The organism is Sulfitobacter sp. M85, assembly GCF_029285915.1.
In the GTDB taxonomy this organism is placed as follows: Bacteria; Pseudomonadota; Alphaproteobacteria; order Rhodobacterales; family Rhodobacteraceae; genus Sulfitobacter; species Sulfitobacter faviae.
The window spans coordinates 332846-355692 of record NZ_JABECQ010000004.1; the positions used below are offsets into that span (position 1 = coordinate 332846).

Consider the following 22847-nt stretch of genomic DNA (forward strand, 5'->3'; position numbering starts at 1 on the left):
CGGCGCTCAGCGCTTAAAGGATACCCGGCAGGTTCAGCCCGTGTTCGCGGGCGCAATCGCGCGCTTCGTCATAGCCCGCATCCGCATGGCGCATCACGCCCGTCGCCGGGTCGTTCCAGAGCACCCGCTCGATCCGGCGGTCGGCGTCTTCGGACCCGTCACAGCAGATCACCATGCCGGAGTGCTGTGAGAAGCCCATGCCAACCCCGCCGCCGTGGTGCAGCGAGACCCATGTGGCCCCCGAAGCGGTGTTGAGCAGTGCGTTCAGCAGCGGCCAATCCGACACGGCGTCGGAGCCGTCTTTCATCGCCTCCGTCTCGCGGTTGGGCGAGGCGACGGAGCCGCTGTCGAGGTGGTCGCGGCCAATGACCACCGGCGCGCTTAACTCGCCAGTACGGACCATTTCATTGAAGGCTAGCCCCAGCTTGTGGCGCACGCCCAGACCCACCCAGCAGATCCGTGCAGGCAGACCTTGGAAGGAAATACGCTCCCGCGCCATGTCGAGCCAGTTGAGCAGGTGTGTATCTTCGGAGAGGATCTCCTTCACCTTGGCATCGGTCTTGTAGATGTCTTCAGGATCGCCCGACAGCGCCGCCCAGCGGAAGGGGCCGATGCCGCGGCAGAACAGCGGGCGGATATAGGCGGGCACGAAACCGGGGAAGTCGAAAGCGTTCTGCAACCCTTCCTCCAGCGCCATTTGGCGGATGTTGTTGCCATAGTCGACCGTTGGGATGCCCGCGGTGTGGAAATCGACCATCGCTTGCACCTGCACCTTCATCGAGGCGCGGGCGGCTTTTTCGACCGCTTTGGGATCGCTCTCACGTTTCTCGCGCCATTCGCCCATCGTCCAGCCCTGCGGCAGGTAGCCGTTCACCGGGTCATGGGCCGAGGTCTGGTCGGTCACGATATCGGGGCGGACCCCGCGTTTCACCAGTTCGGGAAAGACATCTGCCGCATTGCCCAGAAGCGCCACGGACTTCGCTTCGCCCGCGGCAGTCCAGCGGTCGATCATCGCCAGCGCCTCATCAAGGCTGTCGGTCTTTTCATCGACGTAGCGGGTGCGCAGGCGGAAATCGATGCTGTCGGGATTGCACTCCACCGCCAGACAACAGGCACCGGCCATGACCGCCGCCAAAGGCTGCGCGCCGCCCATGCCGCCAAGGCCCCCGGTGAGGATCCATTTGCCTTTGAGGTCACCGTCATAATGCTGGCGGCCTGCTTCGACAAAGGTCTCATAGGTGCCCTGCACGATGCCCTGGCTGCCGATGTAAATCCACGATCCGGCGGTCATCTGGCCGTACATCGCCAGACCCTTCTTATCGAGTTCGTTGAAATGGTCCCAATTGGCCCAATGCGGCACGAGGTTGGAGTTGGCGATCAACACGCGCGGGGCGTCCTTATGGGTTTGGAAAACCCCCACGGGCTTGCCCGATTGCACCAGCAGCGTTTGGTCCTCTTCCAGCGCGCGCAGGGAGGCGACGATCTGGTCATAGTCCTCCCACGTCCGCGCCGCGCGCCCGATGCCGCCGTAGACGACCAGCTCATGCGGGTTCTCGGCCACGTCGGGGTGCAGGTTGTTCATCAGCATCCGCAGCGGCGCTTCGGTCAGCCAGCTTTTCGCAGAAAGCTCGGTGCCGGTGGCGGGATAGACGTCACGGGTGTTCTTGCGCGGATCGCTCATGCTGTGCCTTTCAGGGTAGGGGCCATCGCGGCCAGAGTTGTCAGGATATCGGTCAGATGCACGCGCAGCCGCGCGGCCTTGTCGGGGTCATAGGGCCAAGGCGGCGCCTCGGCGCCGAGGTAGCTGCTTTGTGCCAGTTCCATCTGGATCGCGTGGAGCCCTTCGGCGGGGCGGCCATAGTGGCGCGTGGTCCAGCCGCCTTTGAAGCGCCCGTTGCTGACGGCGGTGTAGCCGGGTGCGGCGGCGCAGATCTCGGCGACGGCGGCTTCGATCTCCGGCGCGGAGGTGGTGCCGAGGTTCGTGCCGATGTTGAAATCGGGCAGCGGGCCGTCAAAGAGGAAGGGGATCAGCGAGCGGATCGAGTGGCAGTCATAGAGGATCGCGACCCCATGCAGGTCGCGGACGCGGGCCAGTTCGGCCTCAAGCGCGGCATGATAGGGCGCGTGGTATGCCACGCGGCGGGCCTCAACCTCGGCTGCGTCGGGCGGGGTGGTCCAGATGTCCTGCCCGTCGAAATCCGTCAACGGCACCAGCCCAGTGGTGTTCTGCCCGGGGTAGAGCGATGCGCCCGAAGGGTCGCGGTTGGCGTCGATCACATAGCGGTGGAAGGTCGCGCGCACCGTGGTCGCGCCGGGCAGCAGCCCGTCGTAGAGCCGGTCGATATGCCAATCGGTATCCGCCAATTCCCGCCCGCGCGGGTTCAGGTCGCGCCGGATGGCCTCGGGCAGGTCAGTCCCGGTATGAGGCAGGCCGAGCACGATGGGGCTGTCGCCGCGGGTGATCTCGACGGGTGTGATCTCAGCGGGGGTCATGTGGAAAGCCCCGGCATCTCGCAGGCGGCGGCACGGGTGATCTCACCGCGCGCTACCATCCGTGCCGCGCGTTCCAGATCGGGGGCGAGGTAGCGGTCGTCTTCCAGCGTGGCGACCTCTTCGCGGACCCGCGCGACCACCCGCTGCAACGTCTCGCTGGTGGCAAGCGGCGCGCGAAAGTCGATGCCCTGCGCGGCGCAGAGCAGTTCCACCCCAAGGATGCGGTTCAGGTTCTCGACCATCTGCCCCAGCCGCCTTGCGCCATGGGCGGCCATGCTGACGTGATCTTCTTGGTTGGCCGAGGTCGGCGTGCTGTCGGTGACGCAGGGGTTGGCGAGGTGCTTGTTCTCGCTCATCAACGCGGCGGTTGTGACTTCGGCGATCATATAGCCGCTGTTGAGGCCGGGGGTCGGCGTCAGGAAGGGCGGCAGGTTGAAGCTGAGCACCGGATCGACGATCAGCGCCACGCGGCGCTGCGCGATGGCGCCGATCTCGGCCACGGCGAGGGCGATCATATCGGCGGCGAAACCCACCGGCTCGGCATGGAAATTCCCGCCCGAGACGATGAGGTCTGCCCCCGTCAGCACCAGCGGGTTATCGGTGGCGGCATTGGCTTCGACCTCCAGCGTGGCGGCGGCCATGCGCAGCACGTCCATCGCCGCCCCCGTCACCTGCGGTTGGCAGCGGATGCAATAAGGGTCTTGGACGCGGGCATCATTCGCCACATGGCTCTCCCGGATTTCTGAGCCATTGAGCAGGGCGCGCATGGTCTCGCCCGCCTCGATCTGGCCGCGATGGCCGCGCAGGACGTGGATCTCGGGCTGTAGCGGCGCGGTGGAGCCCATGATCGCATCCGTCGACAGGGCTGAGATCACCAGCGCCGAGTTCGCGGCCTGCCATGCGTCGAAGAGCCCCGCCAGCGCGAAAGCGGTGGAGAATTGTGTGCCATTGATCAGCGCCAGCCCTTCCTTCGGGCCGAACTCCAACGGGGTGAGACCCGCAGCAGTCAGCGCCGCGCCGCCCGTCATGACGCGGCCCTCCAACTCCGCCTCGCCATGGCCCATCATCACGGCGGCCATATGCGCTAAGGGGGCCAGATCGCCCGAGGCGCCGACCGAGCCTTGCGCCGGGATCACCGGGGTCACGCCCCGCTCAAGCATGGCTTCGATCAGGTCCACGACCGCCAGCCGCACGCCCGAGGCACCGCGCCCGAGGCTCAGCAGTTTCAGCGCCATCAGCAGCCGCGCATGGCCGCGCGTGATCGCGGGGCCAACACCGCAGCAGTGCGACAGGATCAGGTTGCGTTGCAGCGCCGCCGTATCCTCCGCCGCGATCTTGACCGAGGCGAGCTTGCCGAAACCGGTGTTCACGCCGTAAACGGCATCTTCGCCCGCCACGGCCCGAGCGATGCGGGCATGGGCGTCTTCGATTGCGGGGCGGCAGGCGGGGTCGAGCCGCACAGATGCCTCTTCGCGGTAGATGCGGGCCAGATCGTCCAACGTGGCCGCGCCGGGGGTGAGGGTCAGGGTGGTCACGATTGGCCTCCGAAAATGCGGGAATTAAGCGGGTTGAAGCCGATGCGATAGGCAAGTTCGGCCGGGTGTTTAATGTCCCAAACGGCGAGGTCGGCGCGCAGGCCGCGGCGGATCATGCCGCAATCGTCCAGCCCGAGCGCGCGGGCGGCATGTTGCGTGGCGCCGCGCAGCGCCTCTTCGGGCGTTATGCGGAACAGGGTGCAGCCCATGTTAAGCGTCAAGAGGAGGGAGTTGAGCGGCGAAGACCCGGGGTTGATATCCGTCGCCAGCGCCATCGGCACGCTGTGTTTGCGCAGCAGGTCGATGGGCGGCGCTTGGGTCTCGCGCAATGTATAGAAGGCACCGGGCAGTAGAACGGCCACGCTGCCCGCTTCGGCCATCGCGCTCACGCCGCTCTCATCAAGGTATTCGATATGATCCGCCGAGAGCGCGCCATAGGAGGCCGCCAGCCGCGCGCCGCCCAAGTTCGACAATTGCTCGGCATGGAGTTTCACCGGCAGGCCCAATTCCCGCGCCACGTCAAAGACCCGCGCGATTTGGGCGGGCTGAAAGGCGATGCCCTCGCAGAACCCGTCGACCGCATCTACCAGCCCTTCGGCATGAGCCGCACGCAGGGCGGGGAGGCAAACATCGTCGATATAGGCATCCGCGCGGCCTGTGTATTCGGCAGGCACCGCATGGGCGCCCAGGAAGGTGGTGGAGACGCGGATCGGGCGCTGCTGGCCAATGGCGCGGGCGGTGCGCAACATGCGCAGCTCGGTCTCGATATCCAGACCGTAGCCGGATTTGACTTCGATGGCCGTGACCCCTTCGGCGATCAGCACGTCGACGCGGCGCAGGGCATCGGCCAGCAACTCTGCCTCATCGGCGGCGCGGGTGGCGGTGACGGTTGAGACGATGCCGCCCCCGGCGCGGGCGATTTCCTCATAGCTGGCGCCCTCGAGCCGCATCTCGAACTCTCGCGCGCGGTCGCCGCCGTGCACGATATGGGTGTGGCAATCGATCAGCCCGGGGGTGACGAGGCGCTGACCCAGCGATTCGGCGGGCAGGTCGCGGTAGCCTTGCGGCAGATCATCGCGCGGGCCGACCCATGCGATCTGGCCCTCGGCAATCGCGATCGCCGCATCTTTGATCAAACCATAGGGCTGTGGGCCATCCATCGTCGCCGCCGTGAGGTCGACCAAGACCCGATCCTGCGCTGTCATCCTATCGCCTCCTCCTCAGGTTTCGCTTTTCTACATCGGTTTTATTTGCTATATGTCTATACATAAAGAAGCAAAGGGCCGTCAAATGATTTTCGCTACACATGCAAAACTGCCGCAGGGATGGGCGCGTGACGTTCGGATCACGGTTGCCGATGGGCGGGTGACGCAGGTTGAGACCGGGCAGGCACCCAAGGCCGATGACACCCGTGTCGACACCCTGCTGCCCGCGCTGGCCAATCTGCACTGCCACAGCTTCCAACGCGCCATGGCCGGGATGACCGAGACGCGCTTGGCCGGGAAGGACAGTTTCTGGACATGGCGCGATTTGATGTATCGCTTCACCGCCCATCTGACGCCCGCGCATATCGAAGCCATCGCGGCCTTCGTCTTCCTAGAGATGCAAGAGGCCGGTTTCGCCAGCGTGGGAGAGTTTCACTACCTCCACCACCAACCCGACGGCACGCCCTATGACAATCTGGGGGAGCTATCGGCCCGGATCGCGGCGGCGGCAGCACAGACGGGGATCGGGCTGACCCATCTGCCGGTGCTCTATACCTATGGCGAGGCGGGGCAGCAGCCCTTGCAGGCGGGGCAGGCGCGTTTTGGCAATGGGGTGGCGCGCTTCGGCGCGCTGGTTGAGCAGGCGCAGCGGGCGGTGCGGGACCTGTCCCCCGATTGCCGCGTCGGCATCGCGCCCCATTCGCTGCGCGCCACCGCACCGGCGGAATTGGCCGAGGTGCTGGCCGACCATCCCGATGTGCCGGTCCATATCCACCTCGCCGAACAGCCCAAAGAGGTCGCGGATGTCTCCGCTTGGCTTGGCGCACGCCCGGTCGAGTGGTTGCTGGCCAATGCCGAGGTGGCCGAGAATTGGTGCCTGATCCACGCCACCCATATGACGGAAGGTGAGACCGCTGCCATGGCCCGCAGCGGCGCGGTGGCAGGGCTTTGCCCGGTGACGGAGGCCAATTTGGGCGATGGGCCGTTCAACGGGCCGGGCTACCTTGCCGCCGGGGGGCGGTTTGGCATCGGGTCTGATTCCAATGTGTTGATTTCGCTGACCGAGGAATTGCGCACGCTGGAATATTCACAGCGTCTGCGGGATTTGGCGCGCAATGTGATGGTGGCGGGGGAAGGTTCGGTCGGGGCGGCGCTTTACACGGGCGCGGCGCGTGGCGGGGCGCAGGCGCTTGGCCGGGGTCGGGGCGAGATTGCCGTGGGCGAGTGGGCCGATCTTGTGGCGATCGACAGCCAAGACCCGGCGCTCTGCGCGCTGCGGCCTGACCAATTGCTCGACGGTCTGGCCTTTGCCGCCAAGGATCGGGTGGTGACCGATCTGTGGTCGGCGGGCCGCCATGCGGTGACGGGCGGGCGGCACCGGCAGCGGGATCGGATCGTGGCGGGTTACCGTCGCGCCATGGCAGAGGTGATGGCGCTTTTGTGAAACCTTCCCTTTTCGGGAACTTTGGCGCGGCCTGCCGGGTTGGCCCGGTAACGAGGACCGCGCGAAGTGCTGCGCGGCACAGCCCGAAGACAGTGAAAGGGAGCGGATCATGAGTCCACCAGACACGAACCTCAAAAAACAGGAAAGCCGTCACAAATGGCCCCTGATCGGCATGGCGCTTGTGGTAATCTTTGGCGTCGGGATCATCGTCTATTGGACGGGCGAGGAAGTCGCCACCGCGCCCGAGACGGAAGAGGAAGTGATCGTCGACGAGGAAAACGTCATTGAGGGCGACAATGAAGCATCCGTGCCGATCGCCCCTGATTGATCCAAACGGACAGCACCCAAATGCGAAACCCGGAAGCCTCGGCTTTCGGGTTTTGTTGTTTGACCTTGGCCGCGCAGGCGGGCCATCTTGCATCGGTATCGAGGGCAGCGGGGCAGGCACATGTGGTATTTGGTAGGGGACATCGGCGGCACCAATCTGCGCCTCGCAGCGGTAGAGCCGGCGGGGGCGGTGGTAGAACGCCGCAGCCATCCCACTGACGGGCTGACCACTTTGCCTGATGCCTGCGCGACGCTTTGTGCCGAGATGGGCCGCCCGCCCGAAGGGGTCGCCATGGCGGTGGCCGGGGTGGTTGTCGACGGGCAGGTGCGGATGACCAATGCGGCGCGCAGCATCTCGCGGGATGATCTGGCACGGGCCTGCGGTTTGGACCCCGCCAAGGTGCTGTTGCTCAATGATTTCGAGGCGGCGGCTTGGTCCTTGGCCACGCTGGATGCAGACAATGTGACCTATCTTCAGGGCGGGCCCGACCCGCGACCGGGGGCGCGGGTGATCATCGGCCCGGGGACGGGCCTCGGCGTTGGGTCTCTGGTCTGGCAGGGCGCGCGGCCCACGGCGGTGCCGGGCGAAGGAGGGCATCTGCGGCTCACCCCCCATAGCGCCGAGGAAGTGGCCTATTTCGAAGCCCTGATCGCGCTTTGGCCCGAGGTGCAGATGGGCGAAGCGCTGGCGGTCGAGGCCGAGGCGATCCTGTCGGGCACCGGTATGCCCTATTGGTATCGTGCCATCGCCTCCGCACGGGGCGAGGCGGCGCATTCGGAGGGGGCGGCGGCGATTTTCGCGGCGGCTAGGGCTGGGGAGGACGCGAGTGCCTGTCGCGCAGTTGCTTTGATGGTGCAGTATCTTGGCGGGGTCGCGGGGGATCTGGGCTTGGTCATGGGCGCGCGCGGCGGGGTCTTCATCACGGGGGGCGTGGCGCAGCAGAACCCGTGGATGCTGGATGACGACTTCCGCGCCGCCTTCAACGCAGGGGGGCGGCACAGCAAATGGCGCGCGGCAATGCCCTTGGGCCTGTGCAGCGACCCCGACTTTGGCCTGCTCGGCGCGCGCAACTGCCTGTTTGTCCAGCACGAACACCCCCTGCCGGATTGACAGCAGGCAACGGGCCGCCATGATTGCCGCAGCAGTCGGAGTGCCCTATGTCCAACCTCAATGACCCGAAACGCCAGTTCTTGGCCGAACTGTTCGACACCGCCGTCGCCGCCGCCGATCCGCATTTGATCCTGAAAGACCAGCTGCCGCCGCCGCCCAAAGGGCGCACGGTGGTGATCGGTGCGGGCAAGGGGGCCGCGCAGTTGGCGCAGGCGTTCGAGGCCATCTGGCCGCATCCCTATGACGGTATCGTGGTCACCCGTTACGGCTATGGCGCGCCATGCAAGCGGATCAAGGTGCTGGAGGCTGCCCATCCCGTGCCCGATCAGGCCGGGATCGAGGCTGCCCACGCCTTGCAGGAAGCGGTGCAAGGTCTGGGGCCAGAGGATCAGGTGATCGCGCTGGTCTGCGGCGGCGGCTCATCGCTTTTGCCCGCCCCGCCCGAGGGGCTGACGTTGGAGGATTTGCAGGCGTTGAATTCGGCGCTCTTGGCCTCGGGCGCGCCGATTTCGGTCATGAACGACATCCGCAAGCAGTTCAGCACGGTCAACGGCGGACGTCTGGCGGAACTGGCCCATCCCGCGCGGGTGGTGAGCTTTGTCGTCTCGGATGTGCCGGGGGATGATCCGGGGGCCGTGGCCTCTGGCCCCACGGTGCCGGGGCGGCGTACTGCGGCGGCGGTTTTGGAAGAGGTGGCCGCGCGGGGGTTGGAACTGCCGGGGCGCTGCATGGCGTTTCTGGAAAAGGCGGCAACGCAGCCTCAGCAGGACGCGCCGAGCACGACGCAGACCCATGTCATCGCCTCTGCCGGTCTGTCGCTTGCCGCCGCGGCCAAAGCCGCGCAGGCGCGGGGGGTGAACGCGTGGATCCTGTCGGACGCGATCGAGGGCGAGGCACGGGAGGTGGCGCTGGTGCATGCGGCTCTCGCGCGGCAGGCGCAAGAGAGCGGCTTTCCGCATCCCGCGCCGCTGGTGCTGCTCTCGGGTGGTGAGACGACGGTGACCCTGCGCCACAAAGGGCGCGGCGGGCGGAATAGTGAGTTTGCGCTGTCCCTCGCGCTGGCGCTCGAAGGGCAGGAGGGGATCACGGCCTTGGCCGCGGATACCGATGGTATCGACGGGTCAGAGGATAACGCGGGCGCTTTCGTGGAGGCAGGCACAGCGGCTGCCATGCGCGCGGCGGGGGTGGACCCGCGCGGCGCTTTGCAGCGCAACGATGCTTTCGGGGCCTTCGAGGCGATAGATGCACTGTTTCACACCGGCCCCACCGGGACCAATGTGAATGATTTTCGCGCCCTTCTGATCGGCGATCTGCCGTAGCGTCCGCCCGCCTCGGGGCCGATTTAGGACCGGTCGAAGACGATCACATTGCGCCGCGCGGCCCCGGTCTTGGTGTCGGCAATCGCCTCGTTGATCTGATCCAGCCGCCAGCGGCCAGAGATTAGGCTGTCGAGTTGCAGGCGGCCCTGAAGATAGAGGTCGACCATCCACGGAATGTCGCGCTGGATCACCACATCGCCCATTTTGGAGCCGACCATGCCTTGCCCTAGGGCGGCGAGGACCACCGGTTCATAGCTGGCCTCGGCCCCGCTGTGGGGCATGCCGACCATGATCACCCGGCCTCCGGCGGCAAGGTAGCGCGGCGCGGTTTCATAGGCGGGGATCGCGCCCACGGTGACGATCACGGCATCCGCCCCGCGCCCCATGGCCTTGAAGGCCGCGCGCCACGGCTTCGCCTCGGTTGCGAGCACAGTGTCGGTCGCGCCGAATTCGCGGGCGATGGCGAGTTTGTCTTCGGTCATGTCGACCGCCACGATTCGCCGTGCGCCTGCGATGCGCGCGCCTTGGATGGCGTTGAGGCCGACCCCTCCCGCACCGATGACCACCACGTCTTGTCCCGCCCGCAGGCCCGCCGCGTTGACCACGGCGCCGACGCCGGTGATCACGCCGCAGGCGATCAGGCAGGCGGCGTCTTTGGGAATGTCATGCGAGATTTTCACGACCTGCGACCGGTCGACGACGACCATCTCGGCGAAACCGCCGGTGTTCATCGCCTGAACGAGCGGTGCGCCCTCCGCCGTTTGCAGCGGCCCTTCGGGCGCTTGCGGGGTTTCGCAGATCGTCGGCTGACCCGAGGCGCAGTTGGGGCAGCTGCCACAGGCGCGGATCAGGGTGACCACCACGCTGTCGCCCTCGGCCAGACCCTGCACATTCGGCCCCACCGCGCTGACCCGGCCTGCGGCCTCATGCCCATAGACGGCGGGCAGGGTGCCGCCCCAGCTGCCTTCGGCAAACAGAATGTCGGAATGGCAGATCGCCACGGCATCCAAGGTCACCTCGACCTCGCCCGATTGGGGTGCCTTGATGCGGATGTCTTCGACGCTCAGCGGTGTGTCAAAGGCATGGCAGACGGCGGCTTTGATGGTTTGCAATGGCCTGTCCCTTTCTTTCAATTTTCGCCAGCCTGACGCGGATGGGCCGTTGGTGCAAGACGGGGAATGGGCCTACTGCGGCGAAGTTTCACCTTGTGACGTGGGGGTAGGGCGGCTGGCAAAGATCGCCAAGCCGCCAAGGGTCAGCAAGAGCGCCAGTAGGAAGGGCGCGCCGGGCAGGTAAAGCGCAGCTTCCGGCGCGGTGAAATAGGCAAAGACCGCCGTCATCGTCAGCGGTGAGAGGATCATCGCCAGCGCGGTGGAGGAACTGAGCGCGCCGTGCAGTTCCCCTTGGGCATCGGCGCTGACGCGGGCCGACATGATGCCTTGAAGCGCGGGCGGGATCACCCCGGCCAGCGCGGCGAGCGGGGTCATGATCAGCGCCCAAGTGCCCGAGGTCAGCACGGTCAGCGCGGCAAAGGCGGCAAGGGCAAAGACATGGCCCAAGATCACCGTGGCGCGCGCGCCCAGGCGGCGGATCACGGGGCCGATCAAGGCGCCTTGGACAAGCGCCATCAGCACGCCGAAAAGGCCCAGAGACAGGCCGATCATCGTCGGCGACCAGCCAAAACGCTCGACCCCGAAATAGGCCCAGACCGCCGGATAGGCGGCAAAGCCCACATGGTAGATGAAATAGACCGCGAGCAGCCTGCCAACCTCGGGCAGGCGGCCAAGGGCGCGCAGGGCGCCCAGCGGATTGGCCCGCCGCCAGTCGAAGGCGCGGCGTTGCGTCGGGGGCAGGGTTTCGCGCAGCACGGCCCAGCCGAGCGCCGCGTTGCCCGCCGCCAGTACCGCTGCCGCCCAAAAGGGCGCGCGGGTGCCATATTCGCCCAAGACGCCGCCCATCAGCGGCCCCAGAACAAAGCCCGCGCCAAAGGCCGCGCCGATCAGCCCGAAACGCGCCGCGCGGTCCTGCGCCGGAGAGATATCGGCCATATAGGCCGAGGCCGTGGCATGGGTTGCCGCCGTGATGCCCCCCACGAGCCGCCCGATCAGCAGCAGCCAAATGCTGCCCGCGAGTGCCATCACGCCATAGTCCACCGTCATCACGATCAGCGCCAGCAGCAGGACCGGGCGGCGGCCAAAACGGTCGGAGAGCCCCCCCAGCACCGGGCCGAAGAGGAATTGCATCGCGGCAAAGCCCGTGGCCAGCACCCCGCCCCAAAGGGCTGCATCGCTCAGCCCGCCGCCGCGAACTTCGCGGATCAGGTCAGGCATGACGGGCAGGATCAGGCCGACGCCCATGGCATCGATCATCACCGTCACAAGGATAAAGATCAGTGGCAGCGGCATTCGGTCAGATGTGGTCCGCGCGGGGGCCAAAGGCAAGGGCCGACGTCACGATAGGGCGCGAATGCGGCGCGCGTTGCAGGCGTTTGACCCGCTCGCTGCCAGAGACACCTGCCGCCACGCTCAGCCCTGCGCCTTCGGGATATGTCCGACACTGGCGAGGAAATCGTTCAGCGTTTCGGCGTATTCCTGCGGTTGCTCGACACAGGGCAGATGGCCCGCGCGGCGGATCAATTTGAATTTCGAGGCAGGGATCAGGTCCATCAACTCGCGCACCAGATCGGACGGGGTTGAGCCGTCTTCCGTCCCTGCGATGCCAAGTGCGGGCAGGCGTAGGCCGGAGGTCGGGGTCATGAAATCACTGTGCGAAATCGCCGCCGAACAGCCCGCATAGCCCGCGTCGGGCTGCCGCGTCAGCATGTTGCGCCAGAGCGCCAGTTCCGGCGTGGCGCGGAACCCGGTCGAAAACCAACGCTCCATCACCGCATCGGCAAGGCTTTCGATGCCGCCCTTTTCGACCTCCGCGATCCGCGCATCCCAGATGTCGCGGTTGCCGATTTTGGTGGCGGTGTTGCTCAGCACCAGCGCGCGGATCATGTCGAGCCGTTTGACCGCCAGCCCCTGCGCGATCATGCCGCCGATCGAGAGGCCGATGAAGACGCAGTCGCGCACCTGAAGGTGGTCGAGCAGGCGTTCGGTGTCGGTGATGAGCGACCCCATAGAATAAGGCGCGGGCGGGCAGGACGACAGGCCGTGGCCGCGTTTGTCGAAGCGGATGATGCGCAGGCCGGGCGCGAGCAGCGGCAGGATCGGGTCCCACAGGCGCATGTCGGTGCCGAGCGAGTTGGCGAAGACCACGGGCGCGCCGTCCTCGGGGCCGTCGACGCGGTAGTGCAGTTGCACCTCGCCGGTGTCGAAAATCTGCATGGGGGTCTCCTTTGGGCGGCGTTCAGGGTGCAGCATATCGTGCGAACGCGGGAGGTCAAAGACGGGACAGTTCGAATAGGTACCGCCCGGTGGCACACCGGGCAGCGCCGACCCGCCCCCCTGGGGCGGCGCTTTCAGCACCACCCCGCGGGTCGGCGCTGCCCTAATCGTTACCCCAGTGTCTGTAAGGCGCGGGCAAACATATCCGCATCAACGTTCCCGCCGGAGATGGTGACGATCACAGCGTCGCCCTCGATCTCCCCGCCCCGGAACAACGCCGCGGCAAGCGCCACGGCACCGCCCGGCTCGGCCACGAGTTTCAACCGGTTGAAGGCATGACCCATAGCCTGCAACGCCTCCTCGTCGCTCACCACCAGTCCCGGACCCACCAATCGCTGCATGATCGGGAAGGTCAGCTCCCCCGGCGCAGGCGTGACGATGGCATCGCAGATCGAGCCCAAGGCGCTCGGGTTCTGCTCGATCTGGCCGGAAACCAGCGAGCGGGCGGCATCGTCGAAGCCTTCCGGTTCCGCCGGGCGCACACGGAACCCCGGCGCCTCAGCCTCCAGCGCCAGCGCGATGCCGGAGGTCAGCCCGCCGCCGCCGCAGCAGACGATCACCTCGGCCGCTTCGATCCCGGCCTCGGCGGCCTGCTGGGCGATTTCCAGCCCCGTGGTGCCTTGGCCCGCGATCACCTGCGGCTCGTCATAGGGCTTGATCAGCGTAAGGCCGCGTTCTTCGGCCAGCGCGGCGCCGATCTCCTCGCGGCTTTCGTTCGCGCGGTCGTAGAGCACCACCTCGGCGCCATAGGCGCGGGTGTTGGCGATCTTCAGCCGCGGGCTGTCCTCGGGCATGACGATCACGGCAGGCGCGCCTTGCATCTTGGCTGCCAGTGCCACGCCTTGGGCATGGTTGCCGCTGGAATAGGCGATGACGCCCTTAGCGCGCTGCGCGCTTGGCAGGGCCGAAAGGGCCGACCACGCGCCGCGGAACTTGAAGCTGCCGGTATGCTGCAAGCACTCGGGTTTGACCCAGACCCGGCGGCCCGCGATCTCGTCCAGAAAGGGGGAGTTCAAGAGCGGCGTGCGCCGCACATGGCCCTTGGCGCGGTCGACAGCGGCGCGGATCATGTCGATGTTCATTTGATTTGTCCTATCCATTCGTGCAGCGCGGCAAGCGCTTGGGGTTCGTCGAGAAAGGGCACATGGCCGCGATCCGGCACTTCGGCCACGATCATATCGGGGCGGCGGGCCTGCATCTGCATCAGTGTCTCGCGGCTGAACAAGGTGGAATTGGCCCCGCGGATCGTGACCAGCGGCAACCCTTGCAGCGCATCGAAGAACGGCCACAGGTCAACAGCCTGCTGGCCTGCGGCGGCCACGGCATCGCGCAGATGCGGATCATAGGTGATTTTCAGCCCATCGTCGGTCGCCCTGTAGTGACGCTTGACCTCCTCAAGCCAGCGGCTCTCGGGCACGCCGTGAAACTCGGGGAAGGCGCGGGCCATGGCGGCGGCGGCTTCTTCATAGGTTTTGGCGGCGGGGTTGCGACCGAGATAGCCCATGATGAACTCGACGCCCTTGGGGTCAAGCTCGGGGCCCACGTCATTCAGCGCCACGCCCAAAAGGTGATCATGGGCGATCATCGCCAGCGCCATGGCGTTGAGCCCGCCGCGCGACGTGCCGATGATGGCGACCTGTTCCAACCCCAGATGCGCCAGCAGTTCCAACACGTCGCGGCATTCCACAGAGAGCGTATAGTTGCGCCAGTTCTTGTCGAAGTCCGAGCGGCCTCGGCCACGGTAGTCCATGCGGATCAGCCGGTGGTCGGCCAGATGCGGGGCGAGATAGTCGAAATCCGCGCCGGTGCGGGTGAGACCGGCAAGACAGAGGATCGGCAGACCGCTGCCCTCATCCGTGTAATGCAGCGACAGCCCGTCGGAGGTGGTGAAACGCGCCATTACAGCCCCGCCAACGCCGGGATACCGCTCAGCTCGCGCAGCTGATGCGCGGGTTTCCACGGCAGCCGGTCCACCGGATCGCCGTTCCGGTTCACCCATGCGGTGGTGAACCCATAGCCCGTCGCCGCTGCCGCGTCCCAGCCGTTGGAGGACACGAACAGCACCTCGTCCTTGGCACAGCCGAAGTGTGCCCCGACAAGGTCATAGACCGACGCATGCGGTTTGAAGACGCCGACGCTTTCGACCGAAAGCGAGACATCCAAAAGTTCACCGATTCCCGCCGATTGCACCGCCCCGTCCAGCATCGCGGGGGCGCCGTTGGACAGGATCGCAGTGTTCAGGCCCCCGTCTTTCAGCGCGCGCAGCATGGCGGGCACCTCGTCATAGGCGCGAAGCTCCCAGTAAAGCGCCAGCAGGCGCGCGCGCAGGGCAGGGTCATCGGCGAGGTTCATCTTCTCCAGCGTCCAATCCAGCCCCTCTTGGGTGACTTGCCAGAAATCGTCATGCGCCCCGGTTACCGCCCGCAGCCATGAATACTGCAACTGCTTGAGACGCCAGTGTTCTGCCAGTTCCGGCCAAGTCTCGGCGATGGCGGCGAAAGCGGGTTCGGCTGCGGCCTCACGGGCGGCGGCGGCCACGTCGAAGAGGGTTCCATAGGCGTCGAAAACGCAGGTCGTGATGGGCATCTGACAGGCTCTCCCTTTCCGTGTAGCGGCAGAGTGGCACGCAGGCGCGGCGGCGAAAAGGGGCGAATTCCGCGATCGACCCGGACGGGGGGTTTACTCTCGGGGTCACAATCTTCATGCTGTCGCGGAATTTGGAGCACCCGCGCAGATACGCGGCCTCCTTCCCTTTTTTCCCCTACAGATTGGAGACACCCGATGGCTGAGGTCAAATCCGGCGACACAGTACAGATTCACTATACCGGCACGTTGAAAGACGGCACCACATTCGACAGCTCCGAGGGCCGTGACCCGCTGGAGTTCGTCGTGGGCTCGGGCCAGATCATCCCCGGTCTCGACAGCGCGCTGCCCGGCATGACCGAGGGCGACAAGAAGGTCGTTCAGGTGCCCAGCGACGAAGCTTACGGCCCCGTGAACCCCGAGATGCGTCAGGCCGTGCCGCGCGAAGGCATCCCGGCGGACATCCCGCTCGATCCCGGCACGCAGCTGCAGATGCAGACCCCCGAAGGTCAGGCCCTGCCGGTGACCGTGGTCGAGGTTGACGAGACCACCGTCACGCTCGACGCCAACCACCCGCTGGCGGGCAAAGACCTGCGGTTCGACATCGAACTGGTCAAGATCGCTCCGGCGGCATGATATCGGTGGCCGGGGGGCTTCCCCCCGGCACGCCCCAAAGACGTCTCCGGCGTCTTTTCCCCTCGCACGCCCGCGCATTGGCGCTTATGCAGGGGCCATGGATACCCCGGATACATTCGAGATTTTCCTTGTCTGCCCGCCCGGGCTTGAGGATTTGCTCTGCGCCGAAGCGCAGGAAAAAGGTTTTGCAGCAGCGCAGGCCCAGCCCGGTGGCGTGAGCGTGCAGGGCGGCTGGCCCGAGGTCTGGCGCGCCAATCTGGAGCTGCGCGGCGCCGCGCGGGTGCTGGCGCGGATCGGCGGTTTCATGGCCTTCCATCTGGCGCAGTTGGACAAACGCTGTCGTAAATTTCCCTTTACCGATGTGCTGCGCACCGATGTGCCGGTGAAGGTGCAGGTGACGACGAAGGCATCCAAGATTTACCACGCCGGGGCGGCGCAGCAGCGGGTCGAAACGGCGCTGCGCGAAAGCCATGGCATCACGGTGGATGCCGAGGCGGCGCTGGTGCTGAAGGTCCGCATCCACGACAATCAGGTGACCTTCAGCCTCGATACCTCTGGCGAGGCGCTGCACAAGCGCGGCCACAAGGAGGCCGTGGGCAAGGCGCCGATGCGCGAGAACATGGCGGCGCTGATGCTGCGGTCCTGCGGCTATGCGCCCGGCGAGCCGGTGGTCGACCCGATGTGCGGTTCGGGCACGTTCCTGATTGAGGCGGCCGAGATCGCGGCGGGGCTGAAGCCCGGGCGCTCGCGGCGCTTCGCCTTCGAGGACCTGGCGAGTTTCGATGCCGGGGCGTGGGACGAAATGCGCGCTGCGGGGGCGGAGGCCGAGCCTGCCCTGCGGTTCCACGGCTCCGACCGGGACGCGGGCGCGATCCGCATGAGCACGGCCAATGCCGACCGGGCCGGGGTGGGGGCGTGGTGCCACTTCGCCTGCCATGGGGCAGGGGAGGTGCAGCCGCCCGAAGGCCCGCCTGGGCTGGTGATCGTGAACCCGCCCTACGGCGGGCGGATCGGCAACAAGAAGCTGCTTTATCCGCTCTATGGGACGCTGGGCGAGACGCTGAAGGCGCGGTTCCGCGGCTGGCGGGTGGGGCTGGTGACCTCGGAGCCGCCGCTTGCGAAGGCGACCGGGCTGCCGTGGAAGGGGCAGGGGCCGGCGATTGCGCATGGCGGGATGAAGGTGTGGCTCTGGCAGACCGAGGCGTTGCGGTAGAGGCTGCCACTTGGCCCGGAATCAAGCCGCAGGCGCCGGGCCATCGCCTGCCCGCCCGGACGGGTAGGCGATTTGGTGAGGCGTGACGCGACTTGGCGAAGTCACGTCACGGCTGAACCATAAAGTGGCATGAAACACCCTAGGATCGCCCACCCGCGGGCAGGCGATGGCCCTCAGTCTCTGGTTAAAGATGCTCCGCCTGCGGCATTCCCAGCACGTGGAAACCGCCATCCACGCGGATGATTTCGCCGGTCGTGCAGGCGCCTGCGTCGGATGCCAGATAGACCGCCGTGCCGCCCACAGCCTCCAGCGTCGCATTGGACCGCAGCGGCGCGTTCTGATCCGTGTGTTTGTAGGTCTTGCGCGCGCCGCCGATGGCAGCCCCCGCGAGCGTCTTCATTGGACCCGGCGAGATCGCGTTCACCCGGATGCCTTCCGGCCCCAGATCATTCGCCAGATAGCGCGTCGCGCTTTCCAGCGCCGCCTTGGCCACGCCCATCACGTTGTAATTCGGCGTCACCCGGTTCGAGCCCATGTAGGTCAGCGTCATCAGCGTGCCGCCGTTCTCCTTCATCAGCGGATGCGCGCGGCGCGCCACGTCGATGAAGGAATAGGCCGAGATATCCATCGAGTTCTTGAAGTTCGCCCGGCTGGTGTTCAAAAACCGCCCCGTCAGTTCGGATTTGTCCGAAAAGGCAATGGCATGTACGACGAAGTCGATGGTTGGCCAACGCGCGCCAAGCTCCTCGAAGGCGCGGTCGAGCGAGGCGTCGTCGGTCACGTCCACATCGACCATGAAGTTCGAGCCAACGCTCTGCGCCAGCGGCTCCAGCCGCTTGCCAAAGGCTTCGCCCTGGTAGGTGAAGGCCAGTTCCGCCCCGGCCTCGGCCATCGCCTTGGCGATGCCCCAAGCGATGGAGCGTTCATTGGCCACACCCATGACGAGGCCGCGTTTTCCTGCAAGCAATCCAGACATCCCGCGCCCTCAGCCTTGGTATTTCGACAGGATCATCGACCCGTTGGTGCCGCCGAACCCGAAGGAGTTCGTCATCACCGAGTCGAGGCCCGCGTTGTCGACACGCTCCAGCGCGATCTCGGAGGGATCGAGCGCGGGGTCGAGGTTTTGCACGTTGATCGACTTGGCGATGAAATCGTTGTCGAGCATCAGCAGCGAGAAGATCGCCTCGAGCGCGCCGGCAGCGCCTTGTGCGTGGCCGGTCATCGACTTGGTGGAGCTGACGGGCGGGGTGTTGCCCTCACCGAAGACACGGCGCACGGCCTCGATCTCGCCCACGTCGCCCACCGGGGTCGAGGTGCCATGGGCGTTGATGTAGCCCACCTTGCGGCCCTCGGGCAGGGTCTCCAGCGCAAGACGCATCGCGCGCTCGCCGCCTTCACCGGAAGGGGCAACCATGTCGTGGCCGTCGCTGGTGGCGGCATAGCCGGTCACCTCGGCGTAGATTTTCGCGCCGCGCGCCAGCGCGTGGTCGAGGTCTTCCAGCACCAGCATGCCGCCGCCGCCGGAGATCACGAAACCGTCGCGGTCCGCGTCGAAGGCGCGGCTCGCCGTCTCAGGCGCGTCGTTGTATTTGGAGGACATCGCCCCCATCGCGTCGAAGAGGCAGCTCAGCGTCCAGTCCAACTCCTCGCCGCCGCCGGCGAACATCACGTCCTGCTTGCCCAGCATGATCTGCTCGGCCGCGTTGCCGATACAATGCAGCGAGGTGGAGCAGGCGGAAGTGATCGAATAGTTGATGCCCTTGATCTTGAAGGCGGTCGAGAGGTTCGCGCTGACGGTCGAAGACATGCACTTGGGCACGGCGAAGGGCCCGATGCGCTTGGTCGCCCCGGTGTCCTTCACGATGTTATGTGCGGCGAACATGGCGGAGGTCGACGGCCCGCCCGAGCCTGCCACCAGACCGGTGCGCGGGTTGCTGATCTGCGCCTCGTCGAGACCCGCATCCTTGATCGCCTGATCCATGGCGACATAGGCATAGCCCGCGCCCGGCCCCATGAAACGCAAGGTGCGTTTGTCGATGTGATCGGCCAGATTGATCTTAAGCGTCCCTGCCACGCGGCTGCGGAACCCGTGTTCGGCCATCTCCGGGCTGGCTTCGATCCCGGAGGTGCCGTTTTTCAGTGCTTCGAGCACTTCTTCGGCGTTGTTTCCGATGGATGAGACAATCCCCAACCCTGTGACGACGACGCGGCGCATGCGCAGCACTCCTTTGTTTTGGCAGCCCCGGTGTATGCCAGCACGCCCATACGGCGCAAGCGGTTTGCCGATCCTCTGCGCGCGAAGGTCGCGGTCAAGGTTCTGTGATGGAACGGTGCAGTGGCAGGTGGTGTTGGCTTCACGAGACATAAAGGAGATTAGAATGCCCAAGATCAGTACGGTAAATCCCGCCACCGAAGAGGTGCTCCACACCTATAACGTGATGTCCGAAACCGAAGCGACCCAAGCGGTCGAGGCCACGCATGAGGCGTTTAAGGAATGGCGCAAGCTGACCCATGCCGAACGCGCGCCCTATCTGAAAAAGATCGCCGAGAAGCTGCGCGAAAATAAGGAAAGCCTGTCGGAACTGATGACCCGCGAGGTCGGCAAGCTCTACAAAGACGGGCTGACCGAGGTCGAACTCTGCGCCCAGATCTTCGAATATACCGCTGAGAACGGCCCCGACATGCTGAAGGATGAAGAGCGTAAACACGCGGGCGGCAAGAAGCGCGGTGTGGTGACCTATCAGCCCATCGGCGTGATCTATCAGATCCAGCCGTGGAACTTCCCCCTCTACCAGCCCGTGCGCGTGCTGGCCGCGAACCTGATGACCGGCAATGGCTGCGTTCTGAAACACGCGGAAATCTGCACCGGCAGCGGCTTGCGTCTGAAAGAGATCTGCGAAGAAGCGGGCCTGCCCAAAGACCTGTTCAACGTTATCATCATTGACCACGATACCTCCGACAAGCTGATCGGCCATAAGCTGGTGCGCGGCGTGACCATGACCGGTTCTGACAGCGCGGGCAGCCATATCGGGGCCGAGGCCGCGAAACATCTGAAGAAGTCCGTGCTCGAACTGGGCTCGAACGACGCCTACCTCGTGCTGGACGACGCCGATATCGAAACGGCGGTGAAATTCTCGACCATGGGGCGGCTTTATAACAACGGCCAGACCTGCGTCTCGGCCAAGCGTTTCATCGTGACCGAGAAGAATTACGACGCTTTCGTGAGCGCCTATGTCGATGCGATGAAGGCGATCCCGATGGGCGATCCGATGGACGAAGACACCAAGCTCGGGCCGCTGTCGAGCCAAGAGCAGTTCGAATCCGTCCGCGATCAGGTGAAAGAGAGTGTCGAGAAGGGCGCCAAGGTGCTCTGCGGTGGCGAAGTGCCCGACCGCACGGGTGCCTATTATCCCGCGACCGTTCTGGCCGAGGTCAAGCCGGGCATGCCAGCCTATGACGATGAGATCTTCGGACCCGTCGCCTCGGTCATCCGGGCAAAGGATGACGAAGACGCGATGCGGATTGCCAATGACAGCCGCTATGGTCTGGGCGGCGGCATCTTCTGCACGGATGAAGAGCACGCCCTGCGCCTTGCGCGGGATGAGTTCGACACCGGCATGGTGCGGATCAACAACTTTGGCGCCGCCGATCCGAATATGCCCTTCGGCGGGGTGAAGAATTCCGGCTATGGGCGCGAACACGGCGGCTTTGGCATGAAAGAGTTCGTCAACGCCAAGTCGATTTTCCTGCCGTCGTAACCGGCAAAGGGTGGGCGGCGCGAAACGCCGCTCGCCGGTATCAAACTAAATTCCGAGAGGTTCCATATGACCATGAAAGTACTTGTCGCCGGTGCGACCGGCAAAACCGGGCGTCTGCTCGTCAGTGAATTGAAAGATCGCGGGGCCGAGCCCATCGCACTGGTGCGCGACGGTTCTGATACCTCTGTGCTGCCCGAGGGCACCGAAGAGCGGAAGGGTGATCTGACCAACCTGCAAGCGGGTATGTGCGACGGTGTAGACGCCGTTGTTTTCGCCGCCGGGTCGGGCGGCAGCACGGGGCCGGAGATGACTGAGAAGGTCGACCGCGAAGGCGCGCAGCGTCTGGTCGATCTGGCCCGCGAGGCCGAGGTCGACCGCTTTGTGATGCTGAGTTCGGTGGGCGCCGATAATCCGCCGGAGGATCATGAGATGACCCATTACCTGAAGGCGAAGCAGGCGGCGGATGAACATCTGCAAGCATCCGGCCTGACCCATTCGATCCTGCGGCCCGTGGCGCTGACCGATGACCCCAAGACCAATGCGGTCAATCTGGGCGAGGGTGTCGATCAGAAGGGCGAGGCGCGTCGTGCCGATGTGGCAGCCGTATTGGCCGAGGCCGCTGTGACCGGACGTCATGACGGTAAGGTGCAGGAAATGCAGACGCTTTGAGCGACAATGCAAAAGGGGGCCGTGCGGCCCCCTTTTCATATCCGTAAAGTCGCAGCGCTTCAGCTCTCGCTGAGGGCGACTTTCATGTCTTTTACCTGATAGATCACCTCGCCGTCCGCCTCGACGATGCCATCGGCCACGCCCATGGTCAGGCGGCGGGTTTGGATCGCCTTGGTGAAATCAATCTTATAGGTCAGCATCTTGCGGTCCGGGCGTACCATCCCGGTGAGCTTCACCTCACCCACGCCAAGCGCATAGCCGCGCCCCTGCCAGCCACGCCAGCCGAGGTTGAAGCCCGTGAGCTGCCACAGGCCGTCAAGGCCAAGGCAGCCGGGCATGATCGGATTGCCGGGGAAGTGGCACTCAAAGAACCACAGGTCCGGGGTGATATCGAATTCGGCGGTGATATGGCCCTTGCCATGAGCGCCGCCATCGGCCGAGACATCGGTGATCCGGTCCATCATGAGCATCGGCGGGGCGGGAAGCTGTGCGTTGCCGGGGCCGAAAAGCTCACCGCGGGCGCATTTCAGCAGATCTTCCTTGTCGAAACTCGTGGGGTAGTCGGCCATCCTGCGGCTCTCCTGCTGCTCTGTTATAACATCCGGCCCCGTTTAGCACCCCGCCGCCGCGTGCCGCAAGGGCGCGGCAGGGACGCTGCGACGATTGGTGCAAGGTTTTCAATTGAAAACCGGGGATTTCCTCCTTTATATGACCCTGAAAGGCAGGGAACTGATGTGCGCAGAGGTACAAGAGGTCGGAACGCGCTGGTTGGCTCAGGCCGGGCTGCGCCCCACGCGCCAACGTGTCACGCTGGCGAACCTTCTGGTGGGCGATGGGCAAGACCGCCACGTCACCGCCGAAAGCCTGTTTGAGGCTGCGAAGGGGCAGGGCGAGGCTGTCTCGCTGGCCACGGTCTATAACACGCTGCGGGCGTTCTGCGATGCCGGGCTGTTGCAGGAGGTGACCGTGGATGGCTCGAAAAGCTATTTCGACACCAACACCCACGACCACCCGCATTTCTTTTGGGAAGACGACAGCAAGCTGACCGATGCGCCCTCGGAAGAGTTGGTGATCGCGCAGCTTCCCGATGCCCCCGAGGGGGCCGAGATTGCCTCGGTCGATGTGGTGATCCGGCTGCGCCGGAAGACCTGAACCGGCGGGGCAG

Annotated in this window: 22 protein-coding genes; 9 read left to right on the forward strand and 13 right to left on the reverse strand. The window is 65.6% G+C overall.

All coding sequences use genetic code 11. The features are described from left to right. Positions 1-13 precede the first annotated feature (13 nt). From hutU to hutI, 4 genes are read right to left on the reverse strand one after another with little or no spacing between them, the layout of a single operon-like run. Complete coding sequence (gene hutU / locus HKX24_RS10330; RefSeq protein ID WP_271691883.1) at positions 14-1681, reverse strand: urocanate hydratase; 1668 nt, start codon at positions 1679-1681, stop codon at positions 14-16. After that, a complete protein-coding gene (gene hutG / locus HKX24_RS10335) occupies positions 1678-2478 on the reverse strand; it encodes an N-formylglutamate deformylase (protein ID WP_271693843.1) in 801 nt (266 codons plus the stop codon). The genes hutU and hutG overlap by 4 nt, the downstream gene beginning before the upstream one ends. A gap of 11 nt (positions 2479-2489) precedes the next feature. Beyond that, a complete protein-coding gene (gene hutH / locus HKX24_RS10340; RefSeq protein ID WP_271691882.1) occupies positions 2490-4028 on the reverse strand; it encodes a histidine ammonia-lyase in 1539 nt (512 codons plus the stop codon). Further along, positions 4025-5233: an imidazolonepropionase gene (gene hutI, locus HKX24_RS10345; protein WP_271691881.1), complete on the reverse strand. Its 1209-nt coding sequence runs from the start codon at positions 5231-5233 to the stop codon at positions 4025-4027. Before hutI ends, hutH begins: the two co-directional genes overlap by 4 nt. Positions 5234-5318: 85 nt before the next feature. Here hutI and HKX24_RS10350 point away from each other — a divergent pair, with 85 nt between their 5' ends. From HKX24_RS10350 to HKX24_RS10365, 4 genes are all read left to right on the forward strand, one after another. Next, positions 5319-6677 (forward strand): formimidoylglutamate deiminase, encoded by a 1359-nt coding sequence (locus HKX24_RS10350; protein ID WP_271691880.1) that lies wholly within the window; start codon positions 5319-5321, stop codon positions 6675-6677. 109 nt (positions 6678-6786) lie between these two features. Next, a complete protein-coding gene (locus HKX24_RS10355; RefSeq protein WP_271691879.1) occupies positions 6787-7005 on the forward strand; it encodes a hypothetical protein in 219 nt (72 codons plus the stop codon). 120 nt (positions 7006-7125) lie between these two features. Next, positions 7126-8115, forward strand: coding sequence for an ROK family protein (locus HKX24_RS10360; RefSeq protein WP_271691878.1), 990 nt, complete (start codon positions 7126-7128; stop codon positions 8113-8115). Positions 8116-8162: 47 nt separating this feature from the next. Then, complete coding sequence (locus HKX24_RS10365) at positions 8163-9434, forward strand: glycerate kinase (protein ID WP_271691877.1); 1272 nt, start codon at positions 8163-8165, stop codon at positions 9432-9434. A gap of 23 nt (positions 9435-9457) precedes the next feature. Here HKX24_RS10365 and HKX24_RS10370 read toward each other — a convergent pair whose 3' ends face one another. The 6 genes from HKX24_RS10370 to HKX24_RS10395 form a co-directional block, all read right to left on the reverse strand. After that, positions 9458-10546, reverse strand: coding sequence for an alcohol dehydrogenase catalytic domain-containing protein (locus HKX24_RS10370; protein ID WP_271691876.1), 1089 nt, complete (start codon positions 10544-10546; stop codon positions 9458-9460). 72 nt (positions 10547-10618) lie between these two features. Next, on the reverse strand, positions 10619-11839 hold the full coding sequence (locus HKX24_RS10375) for a TCR/Tet family MFS transporter (RefSeq protein WP_271691875.1): 1221 nt from the start codon (positions 11837-11839) through the stop codon (positions 10619-10621). 120 nt (positions 11840-11959) lie between these two features. Beyond that, the gene (gene pcaD / locus HKX24_RS10380; protein WP_271691874.1) at positions 11960-12763 is read right to left on the reverse strand and encodes a 3-oxoadipate enol-lactonase; all 804 of its coding nucleotides are present in this window, start codon (positions 12761-12763) and stop codon (positions 11960-11962) included. A 170-nt stretch (positions 12764-12933) separates the two neighbouring features. Beyond that, positions 12934-13905: a threonine/serine dehydratase gene (locus HKX24_RS10385; protein ID WP_271691873.1), complete on the reverse strand. Its 972-nt coding sequence runs from the start codon at positions 13903-13905 to the stop codon at positions 12934-12936. Then, complete coding sequence (locus tag HKX24_RS10390) at positions 13902-14723, reverse strand: alpha/beta hydrolase (protein ID WP_271691872.1); 822 nt, start codon at positions 14721-14723, stop codon at positions 13902-13904. Before HKX24_RS10390 ends, HKX24_RS10385 begins: the two co-directional genes overlap by 4 nt. Continuing rightward, positions 14723-15409, reverse strand: coding sequence for a haloacid dehalogenase type II (locus tag HKX24_RS10395; RefSeq protein ID WP_271691871.1), 687 nt, complete (start codon positions 15407-15409; stop codon positions 14723-14725). The genes HKX24_RS10390 and HKX24_RS10395 overlap by 1 nt, the downstream gene beginning before the upstream one ends. 195 nt (positions 15410-15604) lie before the next feature. On the opposite strand from HKX24_RS10395, the gene HKX24_RS10400 reads away from it, so the two are divergent. Both HKX24_RS10400 and HKX24_RS10405 read left to right on the forward strand, forming a co-directional pair. Continuing rightward, entirely contained in the window at positions 15605-16042 is a 438-nt protein-coding gene (locus HKX24_RS10400) for a peptidylprolyl isomerase (protein ID WP_271691870.1), read from the forward strand. Between the two features lie 97 nt (positions 16043-16139). After that, positions 16140-17255 (forward strand): class I SAM-dependent RNA methyltransferase, encoded by a 1116-nt coding sequence (locus HKX24_RS10405; protein ID WP_271691869.1) that lies wholly within the window; start codon positions 16140-16142, stop codon positions 17253-17255. A 184-nt stretch (positions 17256-17439) separates the two neighbouring features. Here HKX24_RS10405 and HKX24_RS10410 read toward each other — a convergent pair whose 3' ends face one another. After that, a complete protein-coding gene (locus tag HKX24_RS10410) occupies positions 17440-18231 on the reverse strand; it encodes an enoyl-ACP reductase (protein WP_271691868.1) in 792 nt (263 codons plus the stop codon). A 9-nt stretch (positions 18232-18240) separates the two neighbouring features. Next, positions 18241-19470 (reverse strand): beta-ketoacyl-ACP synthase I, encoded by a 1230-nt coding sequence (fabB, locus tag HKX24_RS10415; protein ID WP_271691867.1) that lies wholly within the window; start codon positions 19468-19470, stop codon positions 18241-18243. Between the two features lie 163 nt (positions 19471-19633). Here fabB and HKX24_RS10420 point away from each other — a divergent pair, with 163 nt between their 5' ends. Then, positions 19634-21013, forward strand: coding sequence for an NAD-dependent succinate-semialdehyde dehydrogenase (locus HKX24_RS10420; protein WP_271691866.1), 1380 nt, complete (start codon positions 19634-19636; stop codon positions 21011-21013). A gap of 72 nt (positions 21014-21085) precedes the next feature. Continuing rightward, on the forward strand, positions 21086-21682 hold the full coding sequence (locus HKX24_RS10425; RefSeq protein WP_271693842.1) for an SDR family oxidoreductase: 597 nt from the start codon (positions 21086-21088) through the stop codon (positions 21680-21682). 59 nt (positions 21683-21741) lie between these two features. Here the strand turns inward: HKX24_RS10425 and fabA are convergent, their stop codons facing one another. Continuing rightward, positions 21742-22251 carry a bifunctional 3-hydroxydecanoyl-ACP dehydratase/trans-2-decenoyl-ACP isomerase gene (gene fabA, locus HKX24_RS10430; protein ID WP_067261401.1) on the reverse strand — a complete coding sequence of 170 codons (510 nt, stop codon included), beginning with the start codon at positions 22249-22251 and terminating at the stop codon, positions 21742-21744. Between the two features lie 163 nt (positions 22252-22414). On the opposite strand from fabA, the gene irrA reads away from it, so the two are divergent. Next, positions 22415-22834 (forward strand): iron response transcriptional regulator IrrA, encoded by a 420-nt coding sequence (gene irrA, locus HKX24_RS10435; RefSeq protein ID WP_271691865.1) that lies wholly within the window; start codon positions 22415-22417, stop codon positions 22832-22834. Positions 22835-22847 lie beyond the last annotated feature (13 nt).

What these genes read in the sequence shown, in the direction of transcription:
- HKX24_RS10425 (WP_271693842.1), top strand. Translation starts at nt 21,086, where the DNA reads ATGAAAGTACTTGTCGCCGGTGCGACCGGCAAAACCGGGCGTCTGCTC.
- fabA (WP_067261401.1), bottom strand. Translation starts at nt 22,251, where the DNA reads ATGGCCGACTACCCCACGAGTTTCGACAAGGAAGATCTGCTGAAATGC.
- hutU (WP_271691883.1), bottom strand. Translation starts at nt 1,681, where the DNA reads ATGAGCGATCCGCGCAAGAACACCCGTGACGTCTATCCCGCCACCGGC.
- hutI (WP_271691881.1), bottom strand. Translation starts at nt 5,233, where the DNA reads ATGACAGCGCAGGATCGGGTCTTGGTCGACCTCACGGCGGCGACGATG.
- HKX24_RS10350 (WP_271691880.1), top strand. Translation starts at nt 5,319, where the DNA reads ATGATTTTCGCTACACATGCAAAACTGCCGCAGGGATGGGCGCGTGAC.
- HKX24_RS10365 (WP_271691877.1), top strand. Translation starts at nt 8,163, where the DNA reads ATGTCCAACCTCAATGACCCGAAACGCCAGTTCTTGGCCGAACTGTTC.
- HKX24_RS10390 (WP_271691872.1), bottom strand. Translation starts at nt 14,723, where the DNA reads ATGGCGCGTTTCACCACCTCCGACGGGCTGTCGCTGCATTACACGGAT.
- HKX24_RS10375 (WP_271691875.1), bottom strand. Translation starts at nt 11,839, where the DNA reads ATGCCGCTGCCACTGATCTTTATCCTTGTGACGGTGATGATCGATGCC.
- HKX24_RS10395 (WP_271691871.1), bottom strand. Translation starts at nt 15,409, where the DNA reads ATGCCCATCACGACCTGCGTTTTCGACGCCTATGGAACCCTCTTCGAC.
- HKX24_RS10410 (WP_271691868.1), bottom strand. Translation starts at nt 18,231, where the DNA reads ATGTCTGGATTGCTTGCAGGAAAACGCGGCCTCGTCATGGGTGTGGCC.
- pcaD (WP_271691874.1), bottom strand. Translation starts at nt 12,763, where the DNA reads ATGCAGATTTTCGACACCGGCGAGGTGCAACTGCACTACCGCGTCGAC.
- HKX24_RS10405 (WP_271691869.1), top strand. Translation starts at nt 16,140, where the DNA reads ATGGATACCCCGGATACATTCGAGATTTTCCTTGTCTGCCCGCCCGGG.
- HKX24_RS10420 (WP_271691866.1), top strand. Translation starts at nt 19,634, where the DNA reads ATGCCCAAGATCAGTACGGTAAATCCCGCCACCGAAGAGGTGCTCCAC.
- irrA (WP_271691865.1), top strand. Translation starts at nt 22,415, where the DNA reads ATGTGCGCAGAGGTACAAGAGGTCGGAACGCGCTGGTTGGCTCAGGCC.
- HKX24_RS10360 (WP_271691878.1), top strand. Translation starts at nt 7,126, where the DNA reads ATGTGGTATTTGGTAGGGGACATCGGCGGCACCAATCTGCGCCTCGCA.
- HKX24_RS10385 (WP_271691873.1), bottom strand. Translation starts at nt 13,905, where the DNA reads ATGAACATCGACATGATCCGCGCCGCTGTCGACCGCGCCAAGGGCCAT.
- fabB (WP_271691867.1), bottom strand. Translation starts at nt 19,470, where the DNA reads ATGCGCCGCGTCGTCGTCACAGGGTTGGGGATTGTCTCATCCATCGGA.
- HKX24_RS10355 (WP_271691879.1), top strand. Translation starts at nt 6,787, where the DNA reads ATGAGTCCACCAGACACGAACCTCAAAAAACAGGAAAGCCGTCACAAA.
- HKX24_RS10400 (WP_271691870.1), top strand. Translation starts at nt 15,605, where the DNA reads ATGGCTGAGGTCAAATCCGGCGACACAGTACAGATTCACTATACCGGC.